Origin of the sequence: Marivirga atlantica (assembly GCF_016734805.1) — a bacterium.
Classification (GTDB): Bacteria; Bacteroidota; Bacteroidia; order Cytophagales; family Cyclobacteriaceae; genus Marivirga; species Marivirga atlantica.
On the sequence record NZ_JAERQG010000004.1, the window covers coordinates 272,553 to 293,976 of the forward strand.

The 21,424-nt window shown below is 35.9% G+C and carries 17 protein-coding genes; 4 read left to right on the forward strand and 13 right to left on the reverse strand.

The genetic code is table 11. The features are described 5' to 3' along the window. Positions 1–238: 238 nt before the first annotated feature. Positions 239–1,051 (forward strand): glutamate racemase, encoded by an 813-nt coding sequence (murI, locus tag JKP34_RS15555; protein ID WP_201923493.1) that lies wholly within the window; start codon positions 239–241, stop codon positions 1,049–1,051. On the opposite strand, the gene JKP34_RS18385 is transcribed toward murI, so the two are convergent. Next, positions 1,038–3,032: an ATP-binding protein gene (locus tag JKP34_RS18385; protein WP_201923495.1), complete on the reverse strand. Its 1,995-nt coding sequence runs from the start codon at positions 3,030–3,032 to the stop codon at positions 1,038–1,040. The two genes, murI and JKP34_RS18385, sit on opposite strands and share 14 nt — an antisense overlap. A gap of 244 nt (positions 3,033–3,276) precedes the next feature. Between JKP34_RS18385 and JKP34_RS15565 the strand changes: the two genes are divergently transcribed. Next, the gene (locus tag JKP34_RS15565; protein WP_201923497.1) at positions 3,277–5,154 is read left to right on the forward strand and encodes an amidophosphoribosyltransferase; all 1,878 of its coding nucleotides are present in this window, start codon (positions 3,277–3,279) and stop codon (positions 5,152–5,154) included. A gap of 72 nt (positions 5,155–5,226) precedes the next feature. Here the strand turns inward: JKP34_RS15565 and JKP34_RS15570 are convergent, their stop codons facing one another. Next, positions 5,227–5,553 carry a HesB/IscA family protein gene (locus JKP34_RS15570; protein ID WP_201923500.1) on the reverse strand — a complete coding sequence of 109 codons (327 nt, stop codon included), beginning with the start codon at positions 5,551–5,553 and terminating at the stop codon, positions 5,227–5,229. A 12-nt stretch (positions 5,554–5,565) separates the two neighbouring features. Further along, a complete protein-coding gene (locus JKP34_RS15575; protein ID WP_201923502.1) occupies positions 5,566–5,973 on the reverse strand; it encodes a hypothetical protein in 408 nt (135 codons plus the stop codon). A 114-nt stretch (positions 5,974–6,087) separates the two neighbouring features. On the opposite strand from JKP34_RS15575, the gene mce reads away from it, so the two are divergent. Both mce and thiL read left to right on the forward strand, forming a co-directional pair. Further along, positions 6,088–6,489 (forward strand): methylmalonyl-CoA epimerase, encoded by a 402-nt coding sequence (gene mce / locus JKP34_RS15580; RefSeq protein ID WP_201923511.1) that lies wholly within the window; start codon positions 6,088–6,090, stop codon positions 6,487–6,489. A 182-nt stretch (positions 6,490–6,671) separates the two neighbouring features. Next, entirely contained in the window at positions 6,672–7,703 is a 1,032-nt protein-coding gene (thiL, locus tag JKP34_RS15585) for a thiamine-phosphate kinase (RefSeq protein WP_201923513.1), read from the forward strand. Positions 7,704–7,710: 7 nt separating this feature from the next. Here the strand turns inward: thiL and JKP34_RS15590 are convergent, their stop codons facing one another. The 10 genes from JKP34_RS15590 to cmk form a co-directional block, all read right to left on the reverse strand. After that, positions 7,711–10,593 (reverse strand): PD-(D/E)XK nuclease family protein, encoded by a 2,883-nt coding sequence (locus JKP34_RS15590; RefSeq protein ID WP_201923515.1) that lies wholly within the window; start codon positions 10,591–10,593, stop codon positions 7,711–7,713. Further along, complete coding sequence (locus tag JKP34_RS15595; RefSeq protein ID WP_201923517.1) at positions 10,590–13,808, reverse strand: UvrD-helicase domain-containing protein; 3,219 nt, start codon at positions 13,806–13,808, stop codon at positions 10,590–10,592. The genes JKP34_RS15590 and JKP34_RS15595 overlap by 4 nt, the downstream gene beginning before the upstream one ends. Positions 13,809–14,158: 350 nt before the next feature. Further along, a complete protein-coding gene (locus JKP34_RS15600) occupies positions 14,159–14,704 on the reverse strand; it encodes a DUF502 domain-containing protein (RefSeq protein WP_201923519.1) in 546 nt (181 codons plus the stop codon). 125 nt (positions 14,705–14,829) lie between these two features. Then, entirely contained in the window at positions 14,830–15,441 is a 612-nt protein-coding gene (gene nqrE, locus JKP34_RS15605) for an NADH:ubiquinone reductase (Na(+)-transporting) subunit E (RefSeq protein WP_201923521.1), read from the reverse strand. An 11-nt stretch (positions 15,442–15,452) separates the two neighbouring features. Further along, a complete protein-coding gene (locus tag JKP34_RS15610) occupies positions 15,453–16,139 on the reverse strand; it encodes an NADH:ubiquinone reductase (Na(+)-transporting) subunit D (RefSeq protein WP_201923523.1) in 687 nt (228 codons plus the stop codon). Positions 16,140–16,154: 15 nt separating this feature from the next. After that, on the reverse strand, positions 16,155–16,904 hold the full coding sequence (nqrC, locus tag JKP34_RS15615; protein WP_201923524.1) for an NADH:ubiquinone reductase (Na(+)-transporting) subunit C: 750 nt from the start codon (positions 16,902–16,904) through the stop codon (positions 16,155–16,157). Further along, positions 16,891–18,084: an NADH:ubiquinone reductase (Na(+)-transporting) subunit B gene (locus JKP34_RS15620; protein ID WP_201923526.1), complete on the reverse strand. Its 1,194-nt coding sequence runs from the start codon at positions 18,082–18,084 to the stop codon at positions 16,891–16,893. Before JKP34_RS15620 ends, nqrC begins: the two co-directional genes overlap by 14 nt. Before the next feature lie 39 nt (positions 18,085–18,123). After that, positions 18,124–19,488, reverse strand: coding sequence for a Na(+)-translocating NADH-quinone reductase subunit A (locus JKP34_RS15625; RefSeq protein ID WP_201923528.1), 1,365 nt, complete (start codon positions 19,486–19,488; stop codon positions 18,124–18,126). A gap of 113 nt (positions 19,489–19,601) precedes the next feature. Then, a complete protein-coding gene (locus JKP34_RS15630) occupies positions 19,602–20,513 on the reverse strand; it encodes a 4-hydroxy-3-methylbut-2-enyl diphosphate reductase (RefSeq protein WP_201923529.1) in 912 nt (303 codons plus the stop codon). Next, positions 20,506–21,195: a (d)CMP kinase gene (gene cmk / locus JKP34_RS15635; protein ID WP_201923532.1), complete on the reverse strand. Its 690-nt coding sequence runs from the start codon at positions 21,193–21,195 to the stop codon at positions 20,506–20,508. The genes JKP34_RS15630 and cmk overlap by 8 nt, the downstream gene beginning before the upstream one ends. Positions 21,196–21,424 lie beyond the last annotated feature (229 nt).

Consider the following 21,424-nt stretch of genomic DNA (forward strand, 5'->3'; position numbering starts at 1 on the left):
ACTCATGGCTACCTTTATTCTCAGCTATTAAATTTAATTATTCTTTTTTAATGCCTTTGTATATAGAAGAAGCTCATGTTTCTAAAAAGTTACACACCTCATTAAAAAATTTTAATCATTTACTCAACCCGCTGATTACCTGAACATTAATCAGACCGCCTCAAATCAATTTATTTAAAGAAATAAAAAGAACTTCCACAATACTGTGTTTTTGCCACAATCAAATCATATTTGTAGTATGAGTATTAATTCTAGTTCACCCATAGGTATTTTTGATTCAGGCATTGGCGGGCTTACTGTTGCACATAAGGTAAGAGAAATACTTCCTGAAGAAAGAATAATATACTTTGGTGATATTGCACATTTACCCTATGGTGATAAGTCAGCAGCTGCTATTCAAGCCTATTCAGTAAAAGTTACTGACGTATTACTTCAGCAGGGGTGCAAACTCATATTGATTGCCTGCAATTCTGCCTCTGCTGCTGCTTTTGATCTTGTGAAGGAATATGTGGGTTCTAAAGCAAAGGTTTTTAACGTAATTGATCCAGTTGTAAAATATACTGCAGTGCATTACAGCAATAAGAAAGTAGGCTTAATTGGAACTAAGCAAACAGTAAACTCAGGCATTTACGAGCAAAAGATTAAGCAATTAAATGCCTCCGTAGATTTAAGCAGTTTAGCTACACCCTTATTAGTACCTATGATTGAAGAAGGTTTCTTCGAGAATAAAATTAGCCATGAAATTATCAATACTTACTTGAATGATGCTACTCTTAAGGGTATAGAAGCCCTAATTTTAGGTTGTACACATTACCCCTTGGTTAAAAGGGAAATTGATGAATTACTGAATGGAAAAGTAGACATTCTAGACTCTGCCTCTATAGTAGCGAAAGCTCTCAAGACTTTTTTGGCTAATGAAAATCTTTTGGCTGATAAACATGAAGGTAATGACAGATTTTTGGTATCAGATATTACCAAATCTTTCGAAAGCTCTGCAAAGATGTTCTTTCAGGATTTAATTAAGCTAGAGAAGTATCCTATCTGGGATTGATAGGTAGTTTGATTGTAAACTTGGTGCCTTCATTTATTACGGATTCAATTGCAATTTCACCTGCCAGATAGGTAATTGCCCGATGTGCCAGAAATAAGCCCAGCCCTGAGCCCTGTGTTTTATTGCTTATTTTGAAGTAAGATTCAAATACCTTTTCATGGTAGTTTTCATCAATACCATACCCATTATCCTGTATATGAATATAGAAGAAATATTTACCAATGTCTGTTGTAATTTCTATTTCAGGTCTAACATCTTCGTTATGATAGATCAGTGCATTTTCAAGCATATTGTCTATTGCTATCTTAATTAAAGCAGCATTAGCCCTTAGCTCCTTAGCCTTTTCTGATATTTTAATATGAATTTCTGCCTGCTTATAGTCAATTAGTCTTTTTTGGTCACGAATGCTATCATTAATTACTTCCTCTACCTGGACTGTTTCTAACGAATGATTATTATTAAGCTCATATGCCATCTGCAGCTTAAATAGCATTTCATCCATATTCATGGCCGTATCATGAACTTTAGTAAACAACATCTTAAGTTCGCTCGGATCATCAGTAAACTTCATTACATTATTCAATCCTAACAAAGTTCTTATTGGCCTTCTAATATCATGTGAGGCTCTATACAGGTAGTTATCTAACTCTTTGTTAATTTCAAGAAGTCTTGTTGTTCTCTCTGAAACCTTTGCTTCTAACATTTCATTAAGCCTATCTATTTTTCTGTTTTTATGACGTAAAACATAGACATACCACAATACTACCAAAAAGGCAAAACCAATAATAAATAATAGTGCTGTTCTTAGTTTAAGATGAGAAGCTTGTAGCTCATTAGTTTTTTGAAGAAGTTCTAACTTAGTGATTTCTTTTTCCATGAGATACTTCTCCTGGAGTCTGCCAACATCATTAATTTTCTTAATAGAATCTATCTTTTTATCAATTGAAATGTATTTAGTTAAATACTCCTTGGACAAAGAATCATTTTCTTCATTCTCAAAAACATCAGCCGCCAGTTTATAATATGCCAGCAGTTGCCTGTTGTTAAAGTTTATTTCCTCGTTTTCCTTCATTGAGGATATTTTACTGAATAATGTATCAAGTTTCTGCGGTTCATCATTTTCCAGGTAAATGTTACAAAGCGTTATCCCAGCGTTAAATGCACTACTTTTAACTCCATTTTTCAAGCTTGTGATATAGTCATTTCGCAACAATGGTTCTGCTGCAGCAAAATCACCAGTTTCGTAGAAGATTACAGCCTTATTACCTTTTGAGATAGCAACACGTACAGAATCACCAAAGGCCTGATTTATTTGTATTGCTTTATCAACATTATTAAGAGCATCTTCATATTTTTGAAGTCTTCTGTTTACTATTCCTTTTACACTGTAAATCAAGCCCAGAGTAGCTGAATCGGTTCTGGAAGAAACTCCATATTCCATTAGGTTAACCCGAGCTAATTCAGCGTATTCTAAAGCAATTTCATTGTTAGTACTTTCATAGTTAATCAGAGAAATATTGATGTATACATGCGTCAATCCAAAATGATCCATCTCTTCCTCGAGTATTAAGGATGCTTTTAAGTAATTCTCAAGCGCAGGAATGGTTTCAGAAAGGTATTTGCTCATCATACCAATTTTGAAATAAACAAAGCTTCTTTCAATTGACTCAGGTTTGGTGAGCAATAGTACTCTTTTGAGCAATCTTCTACATATTTTATGCTTTCCGAGCCTTTCTGCACCCGCAACAAAATCAAGTATGCTAAGAATATCTTTCCCTCTGATGCTTGAAACACCCTCTAACTGAATGTTTATAGAGTCTAATTTTTGATCAAAAGAACGTTCTGATAAAGGAGAATCAGCATAGTAATCAAGTTTTGCATTATAAAAGCTCATCAAAGAATCAAATGAAGTATCTGCACTTGACTCTTTAATGCCTATGATTGTAATGAGAGCAAATAAGATTATTAGTGATTTGCGCACGCTTGGTTATAATTTTTTAATCAGTATGTCTGATCCTTTTCTAATATTATTCAAGAATAACTACTTAGCCAAAGATAAACTTAATTCTGTTTTAAAAACTAGGCATATTTTTACTTTACACCGTAAAAAATGAATTAATAATCGAATTTATTACTTGTATTATTTCAAGTATCATCTTTGTGTGCATAAAATAATTGAACAAAAACTTTAATAGGCTTAACTTTACAATTCAAAATCAAACTATATGAGTGACAGCATAAAACACGAGTGCGGAATTGCCCTAATAAGGCTTAGAAAACCTTTGCAGTTTTACATTGATAAGTATGGCCCGCTCTATGCAATGAATAAGCTTTATTTATTGATGGAAAAACAGCATAACCGTGGACAAGATGGTGCTGGAGTAGGTAACATCAAGCTCGATGTTGAGCCAGGACATCGCTATATCAGTCGCTACCGTTCAGTAGATTCGCAGCCTGTCACTCAGATTTTCAAGAAGATTTCTAAGAAATACAAAAAAGCCCGCGAAGAGGGTGGCAAGTGGTTTAACAATGCTGAATGGTTAAAACAAAACAGTGCTTTTACTGGTGAGGTTTGGCTCGGGCATTTACGTTACGGTACACACGGAAAAAATGCTATTGAGAACTGCCATCCAATGTTACGTCAAAATAATTGGAAGAACCGTAGTCTAATGGTAGCAGGAAACTTTAACATGACCAATGTTGAGGAGCTTTTTGATATTTTAACAGAGCTAGGTCAGCACCCGAAAGAAAAGGTTGACACAGTTACCGTTATGGAGAAAATAGGCCATTTTCTTGATGAGGAAAACCAAAGAATTTTTGATGAATACAAAAAGCAGGATACTACAAATGCCGAAATCACCAAGATAATTGAAGATAAGCTTGATTTGCTAAGTGTGTTAAAACGTGCGTGCAAAGATTTTGATGGAGGTTACGCCATGGCAGGTATCACTGGTGCAGGTCATGCTTTTGTAGCACGAGATCCCTCAGGTATCAGGCCGGCTCACTATTATGTGGATGATGAAGTTGTTGTAGTTGCATCTGAAAAAACCGCCATTAAAACTGCCTTCAATGTTAACTATGAAGATATTCAGGAGATTAAGCCTGCACATGCTCTAATAATTGATAAAGAAGGCGATTATAAAATGGAAGAGTTCATCAAACCGCTTGAAAGAAAATCATGCAGTTTTGAGCGAATTTATTTCTCAAGAGGATCAGACCCTCAAATTTATGCTGAGCGTAAGCAGCTCGGGAAACTGCTTATACCACAAATTCTAGAATCCATTGATTACGATTTAGAAAATACCGTCTTCTCTTACATACCTAATACAGCTGAAACTTCTTTTCTTGGTATGATGGAAGGCATGGAGCAACATTTAGCCAAAAGACAACTTGAAGAGCTGAAAAGTAAAAGAGAGAATGATGAAGATTTAGAAAAGCTCTTATCATTCAGACCTCGCGTTGAAAAACTGGTAATCAAAGATGCTAAGTTAAGAACTTTCATTACTGATGATGAACACAGAGATGAATTAGTAGCGCATGTATATGACACCACATATGAGGTTATTAAGAAGGGAGTTGATACAGTCGTGGTCATTGATGATTCTATTGTACGAGGCACAACCCTGGAGAAAAGTATTCTTAAAATGTTGGATAGGTTGGAGCCAAAGAAAATTATCATAGTTTCATCCGCACCACAAATCCGTTTCCCTGATTGTTATGGTATCGACATGTCAAAAATGAGGGAGTTTATAGCCTTCAGAGCAGTATTATCCTTATTAAAAGAAACCAAGCAGGAAAACATTCTGGAGGATGTATATCAGAAATGTCTGAATACAGATAACTCCGAAAATCACGTGAAAGAAGTTTTTGCTCCGTTCAGTTATGAGCAGATTTCTGCTAAAATTGCAGAGTTGATAAAAACCGATTCAATTAATGCTGAGGTTGAAGTAATTTATCAAACAGTGGATAATCTTCACAAGGCATGTCCTCAACATTTGGGAGACTGGTACTTCACAGGTGAGTTCCCTACTTTAGGAGGTAACAAAGTAGTTAACAGAGCTTTCGTCAACTTTATGGAAGGCAAAGAAGTAAGGGCTTATTAAAACTTAGGATTACAAGTAAACAAAAAAGGAGCTGAAAAATCAGCTCCTTTTTTTATTTAGTATCCATAATATTTATATAGAAAAACTTTCACCACAACCACAGGTTCTGGTGGCATTAGGATTCACAAAATGAAATCCTTTACCATTCAATCCATCGGTAAAATCTAAAGTTGTTCCTAAAAGATAAAGCATACTCTTTTTGTCTACTAAAAGCTTGATGCCCTTATCTTCAAACACTTCGTCCTTCTCAGTTATCTGGTCATCAAAGCTTAAATCATACATTAAACCTGAACAACCTCCTCCTTTAACTGAAACACGCACATTATGCTTTGGTGTATGTCCTTCCTCAACTTTCAATGAGGCTAATCTATCTTTTGCTTTATCAGTAACTGTAATCATAATTAGTATTATTTAAGAAACAGGGTTAAGTACTACACTGAACACTGTAATGGTATTACGATCTCTACCGTAATAGAGTTTATCTAAACTGTCTAATATATTGCTAGCCCTAAAATAAGAAGTATGTAATTCCTTTTCATCTTTCGCCATCCACTGTATGGTGTAAGAACTTTCCTGATCTCTGTAATTCTTTACATAATCAAGCATTTTCTTTAACACTTCCACTTTATCAAATCCTAACTCTGAATGAAATAAAAACGATTGACTGTGCCTCGGGTTAATTGTGATTAAGTCAAGTTTTTGTTTACCATCAATAGTGCTGTACTCAAAAACCAGTTCACCACTATTCACTCCAAGATAATTCTTTATCTCACGCTGTATTTTGGCACTTTCAACATGTATATCGCTTGATGTTTCCATCTTCTTCTCTTAATTAAAATTAGGTGCTATCTAAAGCATGCAACTTTTTTATCCGTCAAAAAGTTTCTGCAACTTTGCAAAGTTAATAATTCTCTGACACTAACACACTAAACAATGCTTAAGGTAGAACATATAGGTATAGCAGTAAAGAATTTAGAAGAATCTAATGAGCTATTTACTAAATTATTTAACAGTAAACCTTATAAGCAAGAAGCAGTAGCAAGTGAAGGAGTGACTACTTCATTCTTTAAGATGGGTGAAACGAAGATAGAATTATTAGAAGCCACCAACGAAGATAGCGCTATTGCTAAGTTTCTGTCTAAAAAAGGGGAAGGCATTCATCATATTGCCTACGAAGTAGCTGACATTAAAGCCGAAATGAAACGCCTTAGCAGGGAAGGATTTCAAATTTTAAATGAGCAGCCCAAAAAGGGGGCTGACAATAAACTTGTATGCTTTCTTCACCCAAAAACAACTAATGGCGTGTTAGTAGAACTTTGCCAGGAGATAAAATAAAGGCTATTGGTGTTGAATTGAATTATAATACTTCAGCTTCTTTTTACCTTTGCGAGTCTGAAATGAGTGTTTAGCACAACTGGAAAAAATAAAAGCACCTAATAAGGTGAGCATCAATATTTTAAATAGCTTTATTTTCATAAAGTAAAAATAGGAATTTCATAACGAAAGCCAAAAACAACATGAGTGAGCAACAAAGAACGGAAGTAAGTAAATTAGGTGAATTCGGCTTAATTGAGAATATATCTAAAAAATTCACTAATAAGGTACAAAGTACTTTTAAAGGAATTGGTGATGATGCTGCAGTATTAGATATGGGAAGTCATTTTCAACTTGTATCCACCGATATGCTTGTTGAAGGTATTCATTTCGATCTAAGTTACCATCCTATTCAGCATTTGGGATACAAGGCGGTGGCAGTTAATGTATCGGACATTGCTGCTATGAATGGCATTGCTGAGCAAATAACTGTTAGCCTCGCACTTAGCAATAGATTTTCTGTAGAAGCCATTGATGCTTTCTATGAAGGTGTTCATGCCGCATGTGAGGCCTACCATGTTGATTTAGTGGGTGGTGACACCACAGCTTCTAATGCTGGCCTGGTCATTTCTGTTACAGCCATTGGTAAGGCAGAGAAAGGCAAAGTAGCTTATAGAAACGGTGCCAAAGTGAACGATATCATTTGTGTCACTGGTGACTTAGGTGGTGCTTATATGGGACTACAAATTCTTGAAAGAGAAAAGCAGACCTACTTGCAGAACCCTGAAATGCAGCCAGAATTAGATAAGTACCAATATATAGTTGGCCGACAACTCAAACCTGAAGCTCGGTTAGATTTGATTCATGAATTGGATGATTTAAGTATTGTCCCTACATCCATGATTGATATTTCGGATGGTTTAGCTTCTGAGTTACATCATATTGCCACGCAGTCCGGAGTAGGTTTAAATATACACGAAGATAAACTACCTTTTGCTTCTGCAATGCAGGAGGCAGCAGCTGAATTTAAATTAGACACCAATACAGCCGTACTCAATGGAGGTGAAGACTACGAATTACTTTTCACTATTTCACAAGAAGATTTTGAGAAAGTTAAGAATCATCCAGACATCCATTTTATTGGCTACATCAATGAAAAGGATAATGGACTTAACTTAGTAACCAACAATGGTAACGCCATTCAATTAAAAGCTCAAGGCTGGCAGCATTTTTAAGATTAAGTTACCTATTGCAGATGGTGCTATAAGGGCACCATTTGCATTTATCCAGATCATCGGTTTGATCGAAAGGCTGGTCGCTGGCAAACATTTCCTCCAAAAGAATATTAAGTTCTTCTTCAAAACGCTCCATAAAAGGAATAGCATCTGAAACCGGCATCTCCCTGCCTTTATCTTCTTTTAAAATTAGCTTTTCACTAAAGTCATCTTTAAAGATGTACTTACCCGCATAGAGTCCCGGCTGAATGGCTTCACTATTTAAAACACCCTTTTTCTTAAAATATAAATAAGAGTAAAAAAGCGTTTGCATGGCGGCTCCATTGCGTTTATTATGATCCCTGTCAAAAAGTGAAGGAATATCAGGAAATTTAAGATCATCACCTCCTGATTTATAATCAATGACCCTAATGGTGTTGCCTACCTTATCAAGTCTGTCAATTTTAGCATCCATGAACACTTCTAAATCAGGCTTAACAGCTTGGCCTATTATGTATTCGTCTTTCTCCTCAAGTTCCAAAATTTGAATTGGCGCCAGAGAAATATCATAATCGAGCATCCTTGTAATCATTTTAAGCAGCATATCACGAGCAATGATATTTCTACCCTCAAAAACAAAGTCTTCAGCATTGCTTCCATATTCTTCTGCAAACCTCTGCTCTACTATTGCCTTAAGCTCTTTCTTTTTTAAGCCTTCAATTGCAGCCTTATCTAAAGCCTCTTCACCAACAAATGGTGTGTATAAATCTTCTAAGCTATTATGAAGTATATTACCAAATGCAGCAGCATCCAGCTTCTCCTGAACCTCATCCGGCTCTTTCAAACCAGCAATGTATCTGTAGTAGAACTTCAATCTGCAATCCAGGTAAATTTTAATAGCCGAAGCAGAAAGTTTTCTGGCACTCGGTACGGTATATTCCATTAAAATATTTTTTACATCCTTATTCTTAGGGATACTAATTTCTAATGGCATTTGAACCTTGCCAGATGCAGATAATGTTTTGTGCTTAAGTTGAATAGCCGTATTGCCTGACTCATAAATCAGTTGCTTAATAAAACGACTCGGCTCACCCCCTTTGCCATTACTTCCTTCAGCGTTATAGTATATATTGAGTTTTTTACATCTGTGCAATAGTCTATAAAACAAGTAGGCATATATGGCATCATGTTGGTCCATAGTAGGTAAACCATAGGCCTTTCTAATATTATAGGGTATGAATGATTGCGTATTTCCTTTAGCAGGGAAGTTATCTTCATTCATGGAAAGTAAATGCACCTCTTCAAAATCAAGATTTCTAGATTCCAACACACCCATCAACTGTAAACCTTGTAATGGTTCACCCGAGAATGGCACCCTGATTGACTGGATGATTCTATTTAGCAACCTAATAAGCGCATCAAGCCCTAAAGACAGCTTAAAATCATTTACTATCTGCTCTAACCTGGCTACATGTGCATGTAAGTCGTTAAAAAAGCCCAATTCAATGCTTTCATCATCTTCAGGATAACAGATGAGAATAAGCTCTTTCAAATAGCTGAAATAGTTATCTGAAGCATCAGAAAATATCAATCGAAATAATTCATGCCTGTTCTCATTCAATTCTTTCAGTCCAATCCTTACCTTATTGGTACTTTCAATTTCATGAATCTTGGCTTTGGTGAAATCTCTATCAAAAGATAAAACCAAAGGATGTTTAAGTATTTTGAGTACATCACGATGATTAAAATCAAGCGATTTTTTACTGAGCCGCTTATTCTTTTGTAGGTAAAGACAGCTGATCAGCAAACTATAGATTGATGAATACTTTAGAGGGTAACCCATGGTAACATTTACCTTATCCACCTTTTCCGGGATAGCATGCAACACCGAAAAAAGTAAAGACTCATCACCTAATATAACAGCTGTTTTTTCAGGATTGCTGAGGTCTGCCTGTTGTAATTGCTCGCCCAGTAACTTGGTTTGACCCAAATTTCCTGAAACTTCTATTAAGTTTACCTCCTTTGTTTCATGCTTGATACTTGCTGGCAAATCTTTGGGAAATGTATTACCAAGAATGGTATGCTTCCTGTAATCTCTGAAAAAATTACCTGCTTCCTGATGCAACTGTTTATCCCCGGCATAGTAAGCATCCAAGTCCCAGAAAACCTGTGCATTACCATTTGAAACGGCATTAGACATTATGTATTCTTCGGCTTTTGTTAAGGCATTAAAACCGGCAAAAATCAGCTTATCTGATATAGTATATTTTCCGGAAATAATATCTTCTGCCAACTGACGATATAACATGCCCGTATAGCCTAACTTTTGAGCCATGAGCTCTTTTTTGAAATCTACATAAACCTTAAAGAGGATATCCCATGTTTTTCTGAACTTCTCTTTAGCTTCAGTGGGTCGTTGTTCAAAGTTACTCCAGAATTGCTCTATTAAAGCAATCTGCTCTTCCGATAAGAAATCAGTGGTTGAAGTAATAGCCTTCCACTCGGCCAAATTGGCGAAAAGAGGCCTGGCATCAGCCATGTATTGATCTACATCATTAAAGTCTTTAATAAGCAGATCTCCCCAAAAGAAGAATTGCTCAAAATTCTCCTGAAAAGGGCTGTGCTTCTGAAAGACTTCATGCATTTTAAAAATGAGGGTGATTTTATCAGGCACACTAAGGGTAGAATGACTCTTCACCAGCTCCTCAAAGCTCATGATTTCAGGTCCCCAGATTGGTTGAGAAACTAACTCCTTCAATGCTTGATTGAAAAACAACCCTGCTCTTTTATTTGGAAACACTATCTTCTGATGAGATAGATCATTACCATACTGACCATATAAATCAGCAGCTAGTTCTTGTAAAAAGCTTTTATGAACCGAATTATTTTGATGACTGCTTAGACTGCTCATTTTACTTCTACAATTTCAAAAGGATCAAGATAAGCCAAGTAACCATTCACTTTCTCAAAGCCCATAGTTCTTAAAACTGATTGATAGGTTTTGACCTGTTTAATATCTGCCGCTTTTTTAGCTCCTGTTTTAAAATCGATAATCTCAACCTGATTACCATTTATATGTACCCTATCAATCCTTATATCTTTACCTTTAGGATTTACTATGGGAACCTCCGTTCTTACTTCCCAGCTGGTGTTAAACCATTTACTAAATGCTTCATTCTTATCCAGATTATTCAATACCAATTCATTAACCTGATCAAGTTCTTGCTGAGAAAGTGCATTCTCACTCCATAGTTCTTGCAAAACCTTTTCCTTATCGGTGATATGTTTCATTCTGGAAAAGACCTCATGCACTAACAGCCCAACATTAATCTTTCGTTTTGTTTCTAGCTTTTCTTCACTCAGCTTTAGCGCCTTTCCTTTTCGTATTTCAAGCTTCTGGTTCCAGTTAAAACTTGGGTAGTTCCTTAAATAAATTGCTTCAGATTTTAGATGCTCATCAGATCGTTTGCCTTTAGAAAATTCAAAGCTACCTTTTTCATAAATACTATTCTTGTCATCCCAAAATTCCGTTTCCGCTAGCACATTTTCTACTACACCAGCTATCTGCTTACTGCCGGCCTTTTTCTGCCCGGTTACAATCAAAGCATCCTCTGCCCGCGTAAATGCGACATAAAGTAGGTTGAGGTTATCCAAATAACTCTTGATTTCCTCTTCCCAGAATTCTTCAGCAAAATATGATTGTTTAAGAGCCCTACCGCTATGTTTAATCGGCATATAAGGAATATCTTTCGGTAACTCTTCCACAGCTGAAGGCAGCCATAAAATTGGCCCTTTACTACCATGGTTAAGTGGCCAATCCAGAAAAGGTATCAGTACAACTTTAAACTGTAATCCTTTTGATTTATGAACTGTTAGCAAGCGAATAGCTTCAGTTGATTCGGGGATTTTTACAGCATATTTGGTCTGATTAGTTTCCCACCATTCTAAAAAATCCTGAATATCACCTTTATTACCAAACTCGAGTAATACATCCTGAAAGGCTTGTAAATATGGAATCTCATCTGATTGACTTCCAAGTTGAAAGTACTGAATCAGGCGTTCACTCAAATCAAGAAGGTTACTATTTAAAAGGTCCTCTCTATTTTCAAGAAATGACTTAGGTAACAACTCCTGAATCTGCGATATATCATGTTTATCATTGCAGGCATGAAGTAGCTCGTGCTCCTCAGCATGATTACCACAGACAATTTTCTGATAGTAATACACTACCTGTGCTAAAGCCACTCTATTATTTGGCGAGTAGAGATATCGAAAACAATTAAGAATAAAATTTACCAATAGAGAAGCACTCAAATAAAGTGATTCATTTGAGATCACCTCATAACTATATTTTGAATCATTATGCTGCTGATACTGAAGTAGGAAATCATTAATTTCTTTTCCATGAGCAGCCTTGCGCACTAAAATGGCAATATCTGATAACTGTATGCCTTTATCTTGCAGTGATTGTAAATCCTTCAAAAGCTTAGCTAAGGCCCGTTCTTTCCAACTCTGGTCATCAACTTCCTTATCGAAGAATTTGATGTTGATATACCCCTCAGCATCATAGGCATCTCTTTTTTGCTGAAAAACCTCTTTATACGCCTCAGTAAAAGAATTTATTTTATCATGTAGGTCTAGCGCTAAATTTTCATCTCCTATTTCAGTAGTGATATGTTGTTGAAGTAAAGCTGGAAGCTTCTCAAATAGCTGATTATTGAAATCGATAACATCTGGTTTAGAGCGGAAATTTCTATCCAGACTTTGTTCTTGAAAGGCATGTGCCCGAACATCATTCTTTATTCCATTAAGCAGCAAACGCCAATCTCCCCCACGCCATCGGTATATACTTTGCTTTACATCACCTACCACTAAGTTAGTATAACCTTGATCCAAGGAGTTATTTATTAATGGTTTAAAGTTATTCCACTGAAAAGCAGATGTATCCTGAAACTCATCAATTAAGAAGTGGTCATAAAAGGCACCCATTTTCTCATAAACAAATGGTGTTTCTTCTTCGACTATAATTCTATTAAGAAATAAAGTAGCATCATTAATGAACAGAATGCCTTCTTCCTTTTTGTACTCAACCAATCTTTTTTGATACAACCAAAGAATCCCTAAACTGTAAATATTAGAAAGAATAGCTTTAGCTGTAGCATACTTTTTATAATCTCCTTCATATAAGGATACAGCCTCTTGAAAATAAGATAATAAGCCAGCTTCGGCTACAGCCGCTATCTCTTCTTTCCTTTTAGAGGTCTTAGTAGCTAACTTTTGGCCTTCTGTTTCAATAGCCTCATAAACACGCTTGCCTGGTTCATATTTACTTTCTGTAATATTATTGAAGTAGTTAGCTGCACTGGATTTTCCATAGCTGAAATCTGCTATTGAAAGCCCGTGTTGCTGGATAAGCTTCAAAGCTTCCTCTCCTATTTTTACCATTTCTGACTCAAAAGAATTAGTGATAGTAAAAAGCTTATTTTTATAGGCAATAATATTCTTACTCTCTTTTATACTACCGAGCAATTCATTCTCAATAGATAAAAAATCTTCGTTAGTCAGCTGCTTACTAAATTCAAGGATATCCTTACGAACATCCCAAGATTTAGCATTTTCCAACTTATCTGTTGAAAATTCTAGCAACCAATCCCGCAAATGCTGATTACTGTTTAAGTCTTCCAGCAACAGATCTATTACCTGCTCTCTGGCTTCGGAAGAATCAAGTAACAATTCGCCATCACCATGAAGGCCCAGTTCTCTGGAAAATGATTTCATCACTGACTGGAAGAAAGTATCAATTGTCTGGATGGCAAAGCGAGAATAGTTATGTAAAATCTTTGCCAGCAATTCTGCAGACCGACTGGCTAATTCGTTTGCAGTTATGGCTAAGGCTGTCATAATATCCTTACCCATATCGGTTATATCACCTTCGGAGAATTCAGCTAGTGTTTCTACTATTCTATCCTTCATCTCTTGGGTGGCCTTGTTGGTAAAAGTTACCGCAAGTATTCTTCTATATTTCTCAGGAAACTGAAGGGCAAGTATTAAATAAGACTTAGCGAGCGTGTAGGTTTTACCACTACCAGCAGACGATTTATAAACAGTAAATAATTTTTCCTGCATATGGAAAATTACTGACTATAAACGGTGATTACAAAATGAGTAGGTGAATTAAATTAGGTGATATATAATTACTGTTAAAGCAAGTACACACTGAAATCCAATAAGTACACCTATAGCAATATCCTCCCTGCTATATTTAGAAGAGAACGATTTTTTGGTTGCAGTTTTTACATTACTTGACATATATCCCCCTTATTAGTAATAGTTCACTATAAAGGTAATATCATACATACATTGATTACAAATGTATATGTATAAATCTTTACATAATTAAATAATAAACATATTTATTATTAGTATAATTATATTTTTTAAAATTTAATTATTATATATTGAATAAATCTTACATCTTAATCAACATGAGAAACTCCTCCAGATACTATGAATTTCATGGCATCGGTACCATTGGCATCCCATGGTTTAATAAGTTCTTTTCTTACAAGGATTATATTACCAGAGAAGTTGTATGAATGAGGCAAATACACTGAGCAGAACCCTGGAAGATCAAGGTTACTTAAATCATCCTGAGTGATAAAACCGGGCTTCATTACATTACCTCCATCATCAAACTGGACAATTACGGGTTTATTAAATTTTCTTTGATCTCCAACGAAAGCCCCTATCAAATCCTTTATTGAATTGTAAACCAGACTTAGCAAAGGCACTTTAGATATGAAGCGCTCAAACATTTCAAAAATAGGTTTCATGAAGTAAGTAGAAGCCAGGTAACCTACAGATACAATTATTCCTAAAATTATCAGTAAGCCTAAGCCGGGAATATCAACGGGTAGAAGATTATCAACCCAATTAAAAATGGCTTCAAGTACTAAAAATGTAAATGCAAGAGGTGCAACAAATAAAATCCCTCTAAAGAAGTAATTAACAAGTTTATTCATATCGATGGGTTTATACAGAAATCAGATATTGAAGTTAACGCTTTTTAATGCTACACTAAATCAATGGACATAAAAAAAGCCTTATCAAAATTGATAAGGCTTCCTGTAATTATATTTAGTCTTACTTATATGGAAATTCCCATAAAAGACATAAACGCCATTCCCATTAATCCGGTAATAAGCATTGTAATTCCTAAGCCTTTTAAGCCATCTGGTACGTTCGAGTACTTAAGTCTTTCCCTGATCGCAGCTAGCGCAATAATAGCTAAGAACCAGCCTATTCCAGAAGAGAAACCAAATACACCAGCTTCAGCTAAAGTATAATCTCTTTGAGCCATAAACAATGACGAACCTAAAATAGCACAGTTTACCGCTATTAGCGGCAAGAATATACCTAATGAGCCATATAAGGCTGGAGAAAACTTCTCAATGACCATTTCAACCAACTGAACCATCGAAGCAATTACCGCAATAAACATGATAAAACTCAAGAAGCTTAAATCAACAGTTGCAAAGCTCTCGCCCATCCATGATAACGCTCCTTCTTTTAATACATATTCCTGCAATAACCAGTTAATAGGAACTGTGATAGTTAAAACGAAAATAACAGCCATTCCTAATCCAAAGGCTGTACTCACCTTTTTTGAAACCGCTAAGAAAGAACACATGCCCAAGAAGTAGGCAAATACCATGTTCTCAATAAATATTGCTTTTATACCTAAACTTAATAAATCCATTTTTTTAGCGATTAATGTTCTACGTAACCAGTTTTATTTCTTTGTACCCAGATGATTAAGCCGAGAATGAAGAAGGCTCCCACAGGGGTTACCATCAAACCATTGGCCTGATAATCTAAACCAATCCAACCATCAGCAGTAAAGCCTATTGCTTCAAACACTTTAAATCCGAAAATTGCTCCAGATCCAAACAGCTCTCTAAAGAATGCTACGGCCAAAATGATCCAGGCGTAACCTAAACCACTTCCTAAACCATCTAAAACAGAATCATAAGGTTTATTTCCCATTGCAAAGGCTTCCAATCTACCCATAACTATACAGTTGGTGATAATCAGCCCTACGAATACACTTAATTCTTTATACATATCAAAAGCAAAAGCCTTAAGCACTTCATTCACTAAAGTTACCAAAGTAGCAATTACAGCCAGCTGAACAATGATACGTACCCTACCTGGCACTAATTTCCTCATTAGTGATATAGTAAGGTTTGAAAATACGATTACAAAGATAACCGCAATTGACATTACCATTGTTGGTTTCATTTGAGTAGTTACAGCAAGCGCTGAACAGATACCTAATACCTGAATAGTAATTGGGTTATCATCACTCAAAGGATCTTTTACAAGATTTTTTCTCCTTTTTGAAAGTAAAGATTCTGATTCTTTAACTTCTTTCTTTTCTACAGTTTCTGTACTCATAACAAATATTTTATATTAAAGAGCAGCTGTAGCTCCTTCTTTCTTATTAAAATAAGGTTGATAATACTTGAAGTAATTTCTAAGCATATCTGTAACTCCGTTACCAGTAAGGGTTGCACCTGACATACCATCAACATGATGCTCGTCCAATTTACTTGGCGGATTATTTTCTCCTTTTAACATTTCAACCGATACAAATTCGCCTTGCTCGTTGTAAAGCTCTTTCCCAGCGAACCTGCTTTGCACTTCCTCAGAAGTTATCCTAGCTCCTAAACCAGGAGTTTCACCAGCATGTGCAAAAACGGCTCCTTCTATTTCTGTGCCCTTTGTATTCAAGGCAATATATCCCCAAATATTATCCCAAAGACCATTTCCATAAACAGGCAGAATGTATGACTTAATTTCGTCAGTAGCTTCTTCACCATAAAACTTAAAAATAGGATATAATCTATCTTCAGCAGGTTTCTTAAATTGTTTACCTATTTCAACCTTCTCGGCAACAACTTTATTTCCATCAGCATCTGTTGTTACTGTCTCACCTTTATAGTTAAGAACCTCAGATTTAATCACTTTGTCATAAAGAGCCAAAACATCAGCACCTTCAGGAACTTCCATAACTGCAGCCAAAATCTGTCCTTTAGTGTCAAGTTCAACCGATTTGGCTTGAATTGGACCTAGACCTACAGATGTAGCTGCTAACAATCCACCTAATACTATTGTAAGTATGGCAGAAAATAAGATTACATATAAATTAGACTGTCGCACGTTTTAACCTCCTGTTTTTATTAGATTGAACAACATAATGATCGATTAATGGGGCAAATACATTCATTAGAAGAATTGCCAACATAATTCCTTCAGGATACGCTGGGTTAACCACTCTGATTACCACAGTTAATATACCTATCAGGAATCCGTAAATCCATTTACCTGTTTCTGTGTGTGACGCTGAAACTGGATCCGTAGCCATAAAAACTGCTCCGAATGCCAAACCACCAATCACTAAATGATAATGAGCAGGCATTTCCATAAAAGCGTTTAAACCTAAAGCATTAAAGCCTAAGCCCATTAACCACGCTCCTGCAAATACACTAAATATTATCTTCCAGCTACCAACTCTTGTAATAATAAGAATTAGTGCGCCTACTAAAGCACAAAGTGTTGAAGTTTCACCAACTGAACCCGGAATAGCTCCTAAAAACATATTCTTAAACGTATACATTCCTTCTGCCCAATAATTAGCGAAAGCTGAAAGTACTGTTCCGGATCCATTAACCGCTGTATCATAAGCCACGGCTAAAGCTGTAGCACCTGAGTAACTATCAATTGGTGTTGCATCACCAATGTAGGTCCAAACGCTACCAGAAATATCAGTAGGGTAAGCAAAGTATAAAAATGCTCTTGCTGTAAGTGCTACGTTAAGAATGTTCATCCCTGTACCACCAAAAACCTCTTTTGCGATAATTACTGCAAACACAGTGGCTAATGCAACCTGCCATAAAGGAATATTAGGTGGCATAATTAAGGCTATTAACATTCCTGTAACCAGGTAACCCTCATTAACAGGGTGGTTTCTAATTACGCAGATGGTAAATTCTGTTGATAGACCTGCTGCATATGAAACAATTACTATTGGTAATACTTGAAGTGCTCCAACGCCTATTTTAGACATGAAAGAAGCTGTTTCACCTATTGCTAGAAAATGCTGGTGACCTACATTCCATATACCAAAAAGTAAACATGGAACCATGGCCAAAACCACAGTAATCATCATTCTTTTCAGGTCATTACCATCACGTACCTGAACACCCTTTTTACCTGTTACCAGCTTAGGACGGAACAATATAGTTCTGTGGCCTTCATAAAGGGTGTAGTATTTTTCGTATTTACCTCCCTTTTCAAAAAGAGGCTCAATTTTATCGAAGAACTTTTGTATTGGATTCATATTATAACTCTATATTAAAGCTAACCGCTAAAGCGATCATTATCCATTTATCATTAAATTGATTCCTTTTCTCAGAATTCCTTGTAAGTCGTGCTTTGAAACATCTATAAACTCACAAAGCGCCACATCCTCCTCAATTATCTCGAAGATTCCGAGTGCTTCCATTTCATCAAAATCCTCTGCCATTATAGCTTTGAACAGATAAGTAGGAAGAATATCCATCGGAAGAACTTTCTCAAATTCACCCGTCATCACAAAGGCTCTTTCTTCTCCGTTAGTATTTGTGTTAAGCACATACTCCTTGTTAGGATTCATGAAAGAAAGTAAACCTATTGCTCTATGAAAGCTTAATTTTGACGTAGTTGGCTTAATCCAACCTAGCAATTCTTCAAAGTCACCTTCAGGAATTACTGTTACCTGATTATCATAGAAACTAATATAACCATCAGCATCAATTCTTTCACCCGTCAAAACATTACCAGAAATGTACCTTACATGGTCAGACTTGATATTATCTTTTACCATGTTCTTAATAGAAGAACCAGTAAATGATTTATAATACTGAGGGTTTTTAACTTCAGATCCGGTAAGTGCAACTATTTTAGAAGCATCATACTTTCCTTCCAGGAATAACTTACCGATTTGTGCAATCCCGTAAGGATTGATAGTCCAAATCAAATCTCCCTTACCAATTGGATCAATATGATGAATCTGAACACCAACATTACCTGCAGGATGTTTTCCAGATATCTTATTGATTTGAACGCCTTCAGCTTGTGTGAACATTGCTGGGTTGTCTCTGTCAGCAGAAACATTTAGGTGAACCTTACCATCAGTCAGCTTCTTAAGAACTTCAAGACCTGCCTTGAAAGCTTCATCCTGTCCTTTTAATGTAATATTATAATCAGGAGCTAATGGATGTGAATCAAAACAAGAAACAAAGATAGCTTTAGGAGTTTCATCGGCATTTGAAATAATACCATAAGGGCGCTGCACCAAATTAGGCCAAACACCTCCTTTAAGCATTTGTTCTACTGCATCTTCTTTACTTAAACTTTTAAGATCAGATGATGAATAAGTTTTATGAGTATGATACTCAATTTCTTTATCAGCAAGGATTTTAACCTCAAGTAACTTTCTTTTGGCTCCTCTTTTAACTTCTACGATTTCACCGCTTACAGGAGAACAATGAAGCACTTTATCTGTCATTTTATCGAAAAGTACAGGAGTACCTGCTTTTACCTTATCTCCTTCTTCTACTAGAAGCTTTGGTCTGGTAATGCTCGGGAAATCAGTTGGTTTTATCGCAAATGTTTCAGGATTACCAGCATCTGTTACGTTATTCTGGGCTTTACCAGCAAGGTTTATATCAAAGCCTTTTTTTAGTTTTATGGTTTGAGACATGTCGTTATTTACGAATGAGACCTAGTTTGAAAACGTGGCAAAATTAATAATTTTTTAACTAATAAAAATCATTTAGCCGATTAATGCACATGCCAAAAACTGGCATCTGTGGGTTAACAACCCATTGGTTCAGGTTGTTTTGTATTTTCAAGGTAAGTTTTAACTTTTTCCATCAACCACATGGGTGTAGAAGTAGCTCCACAAATACCTACAGTTTTAACTTCATCGAGCCAATTCAAGTCGATTTCATTAATATCTTCAATAAAATAACTATTCTTATTGTTGGCCTTACATACTTGGTAAAGTGCCTTTCCGTTTGAACTTTTCTTTCCGCTGACAAATAAAATTAAATCATGTTCTTTTGAAAATTCCACAAGTCTTGGTTCTCTGTTTGATACTTGCCTGCAAATACTATCATTTGAATTCACTAGTTCATTCAAAGGAGTATTAGGATTTTCTAACTGCATCCGTTCTTCAATAAGACCCTTGATTCTATAAAAGCCTGAAGTACTTTTTGTTGTCTGGCTAAACAAAGTAACCGGCCTTGTGTAGTCGATTAAGTCCAAATCTTCATCATGCATTATGATGATTGCTTTACCGTTTGTTTGCCCTGTTAGTCCTGTTACCTCAGCATGACCTTTTTTGCCATAAATGACTGTTTGCCCTGCATCAGCACACATTTTATCGTGAGCATTTTTCACTCTATTCTGTAATTTTAAAACCACAGGACAGCTTGCATCAATTAGCTCAATATTGTTCTCTAAGGCAATTCTATAAGTCTCAGGCGGCTCACCATGCGCTCTTATGAGCACCTGACAATCACGTAGGTCTTTCAAATCATCATAATTTATTACTTGAAGACCTTTGGCATTGAGCCTTTTTACTTCAAGGTCATTATGAACTATATCACCCAGGCAATAAAGCTTACCATTTTCTTCCATAGCATCTTCTGCCATTTTTATAGCATACTCAACACCAAAGCAATAGCCTGAACCTTGATCAATTGTTACTTTTAAATCACTCATTATGAATAATCATTTTTTCTGTGGCCAATTGCAATACTTTTTCCACTTGCTCTTCAAGCGTTAAATAGCTTGAATCAATTTCATATGCATCCTTGGCCTTTCTCAAAGGGTTTTCCTCCCTTTCTGAATCTATTTTATCTCTTTTTTTGAGATTTTCTTTTATTTCTGGTAGTCCAACTAGCTGATCTTTCTCTAATAACTCCTTCTGCCTTCTGCCCGCACGAACCGTTAAATCGGCCACCATAAATATCTTTAATTCCGCATCAGGAAAAACGTTGGTTCCAATATCTCTGCCATCCATCACTATGCCCCGTTTTTTACCTAGTTTGCGTTGTTGATCAACAAGTCTTCTCCTAACTACAGGTAAAGCGCTTATTTCACTAACACGCTGTGTAACCTCCATTTTCCTAATATGCCCCTCAACATTACTGCCGTTCAAATAAGTTTCACTAAAACCAAGCTTTTCGTTGAATATAAAAGAAATATCGATTTTGTCCAGTGCCTTTTCAACCTCTTTAGGATTTGAGGGATTAATATAATGTTCTATAAAATAGTAAGTAACTGCACGGTACATTGCTCCGCTATCAATATAATTAAACCCGAGCTTGTTTGCGACCATTTTCGCAGTACTACTTTTACCGCAAGCAGAGAATCCGTCAATGGCAATAATAATCTTTCTCATACTAGCAATCTTTTATGGGACAAGGGAGTGGCTTCCTTTTTGGAAGGCTCTTTCTGTTTTTGTGGCCTGCACATGCTCCTAACAGGGTGGCACCTATTAGTAAAATTGATATGTAAAATTTAAACCTCTTAATCAATGTTAAACAAATTTATCTGAGCTTTTTAGTTTCAGTAATGCGACAAATATAAGGCTTAATAATTAAAAGAAATTGTAAACACTAAATTGTTGA

Excerpts from the sequence above, each read along its gene's own strand:
- nqrE (WP_201923521.1), bottom strand. The coding sequence starts at position 15,441 with ATGGATTTATTAAGTTTAGGTATAAAAGCAATATTTATTGAGAACATG.
- JKP34_RS15610 (WP_201923523.1), bottom strand. The coding sequence starts at position 16,139 with ATGAGTACAGAAACTGTAGAAAAGAAAGAAGTTAAAGAATCAGAATCT.
- murI (WP_201923493.1), top strand. The coding sequence starts at position 239 with ATGAGTATTAATTCTAGTTCACCCATAGGTATTTTTGATTCAGGCATT.
- JKP34_RS15600 (WP_201923519.1), bottom strand. The coding sequence starts at position 14,704 with ATGAATAAACTTGTTAATTACTTCTTTAGAGGGATTTTATTTGTTGCA.
- JKP34_RS15620 (WP_201923526.1), bottom strand. The coding sequence starts at position 18,084 with ATGAATCCAATACAAAAGTTCTTCGATAAAATTGAGCCTCTTTTTGAA.
- thiL (WP_201923513.1), top strand. The coding sequence starts at position 6,672 with ATGAGTGAGCAACAAAGAACGGAAGTAAGTAAATTAGGTGAATTCGGC.
- JKP34_RS15625 (WP_201923528.1), bottom strand. The coding sequence starts at position 19,488 with ATGTCTCAAACCATAAAACTAAAAAAAGGCTTTGATATAAACCTTGCT.
- JKP34_RS15570 (WP_201923500.1), bottom strand. The coding sequence starts at position 5,553 with ATGATTACAGTTACTGATAAAGCAAAAGATAGATTAGCCTCATTGAAA.
- JKP34_RS15590 (WP_201923515.1), bottom strand. The coding sequence starts at position 10,593 with ATGAGCAGTCTAAGCAGTCATCAAAATAATTCGGTTCATAAAAGCTTT.
- cmk (WP_201923532.1), bottom strand. The coding sequence starts at position 21,195 with ATGAGAAAGATTATTATTGCCATTGACGGATTCTCTGCTTGCGGTAAA.
- mce (WP_201923511.1), top strand. The coding sequence starts at position 6,088 with ATGCTTAAGGTAGAACATATAGGTATAGCAGTAAAGAATTTAGAAGAA.
- JKP34_RS15630 (WP_201923529.1), bottom strand. The coding sequence starts at position 20,513 with ATGAGTGATTTAAAAGTAACAATTGATCAAGGTTCAGGCTATTGCTTT.
- JKP34_RS15595 (WP_201923517.1), bottom strand. The coding sequence starts at position 13,808 with ATGCAGGAAAAATTATTTACTGTTTATAAATCGTCTGCTGGTAGTGGT.
- JKP34_RS15575 (WP_201923502.1), bottom strand. The coding sequence starts at position 5,973 with ATGGAAACATCAAGCGATATACATGTTGAAAGTGCCAAAATACAGCGT.
- JKP34_RS15565 (WP_201923497.1), top strand. The coding sequence starts at position 3,277 with ATGAGTGACAGCATAAAACACGAGTGCGGAATTGCCCTAATAAGGCTT.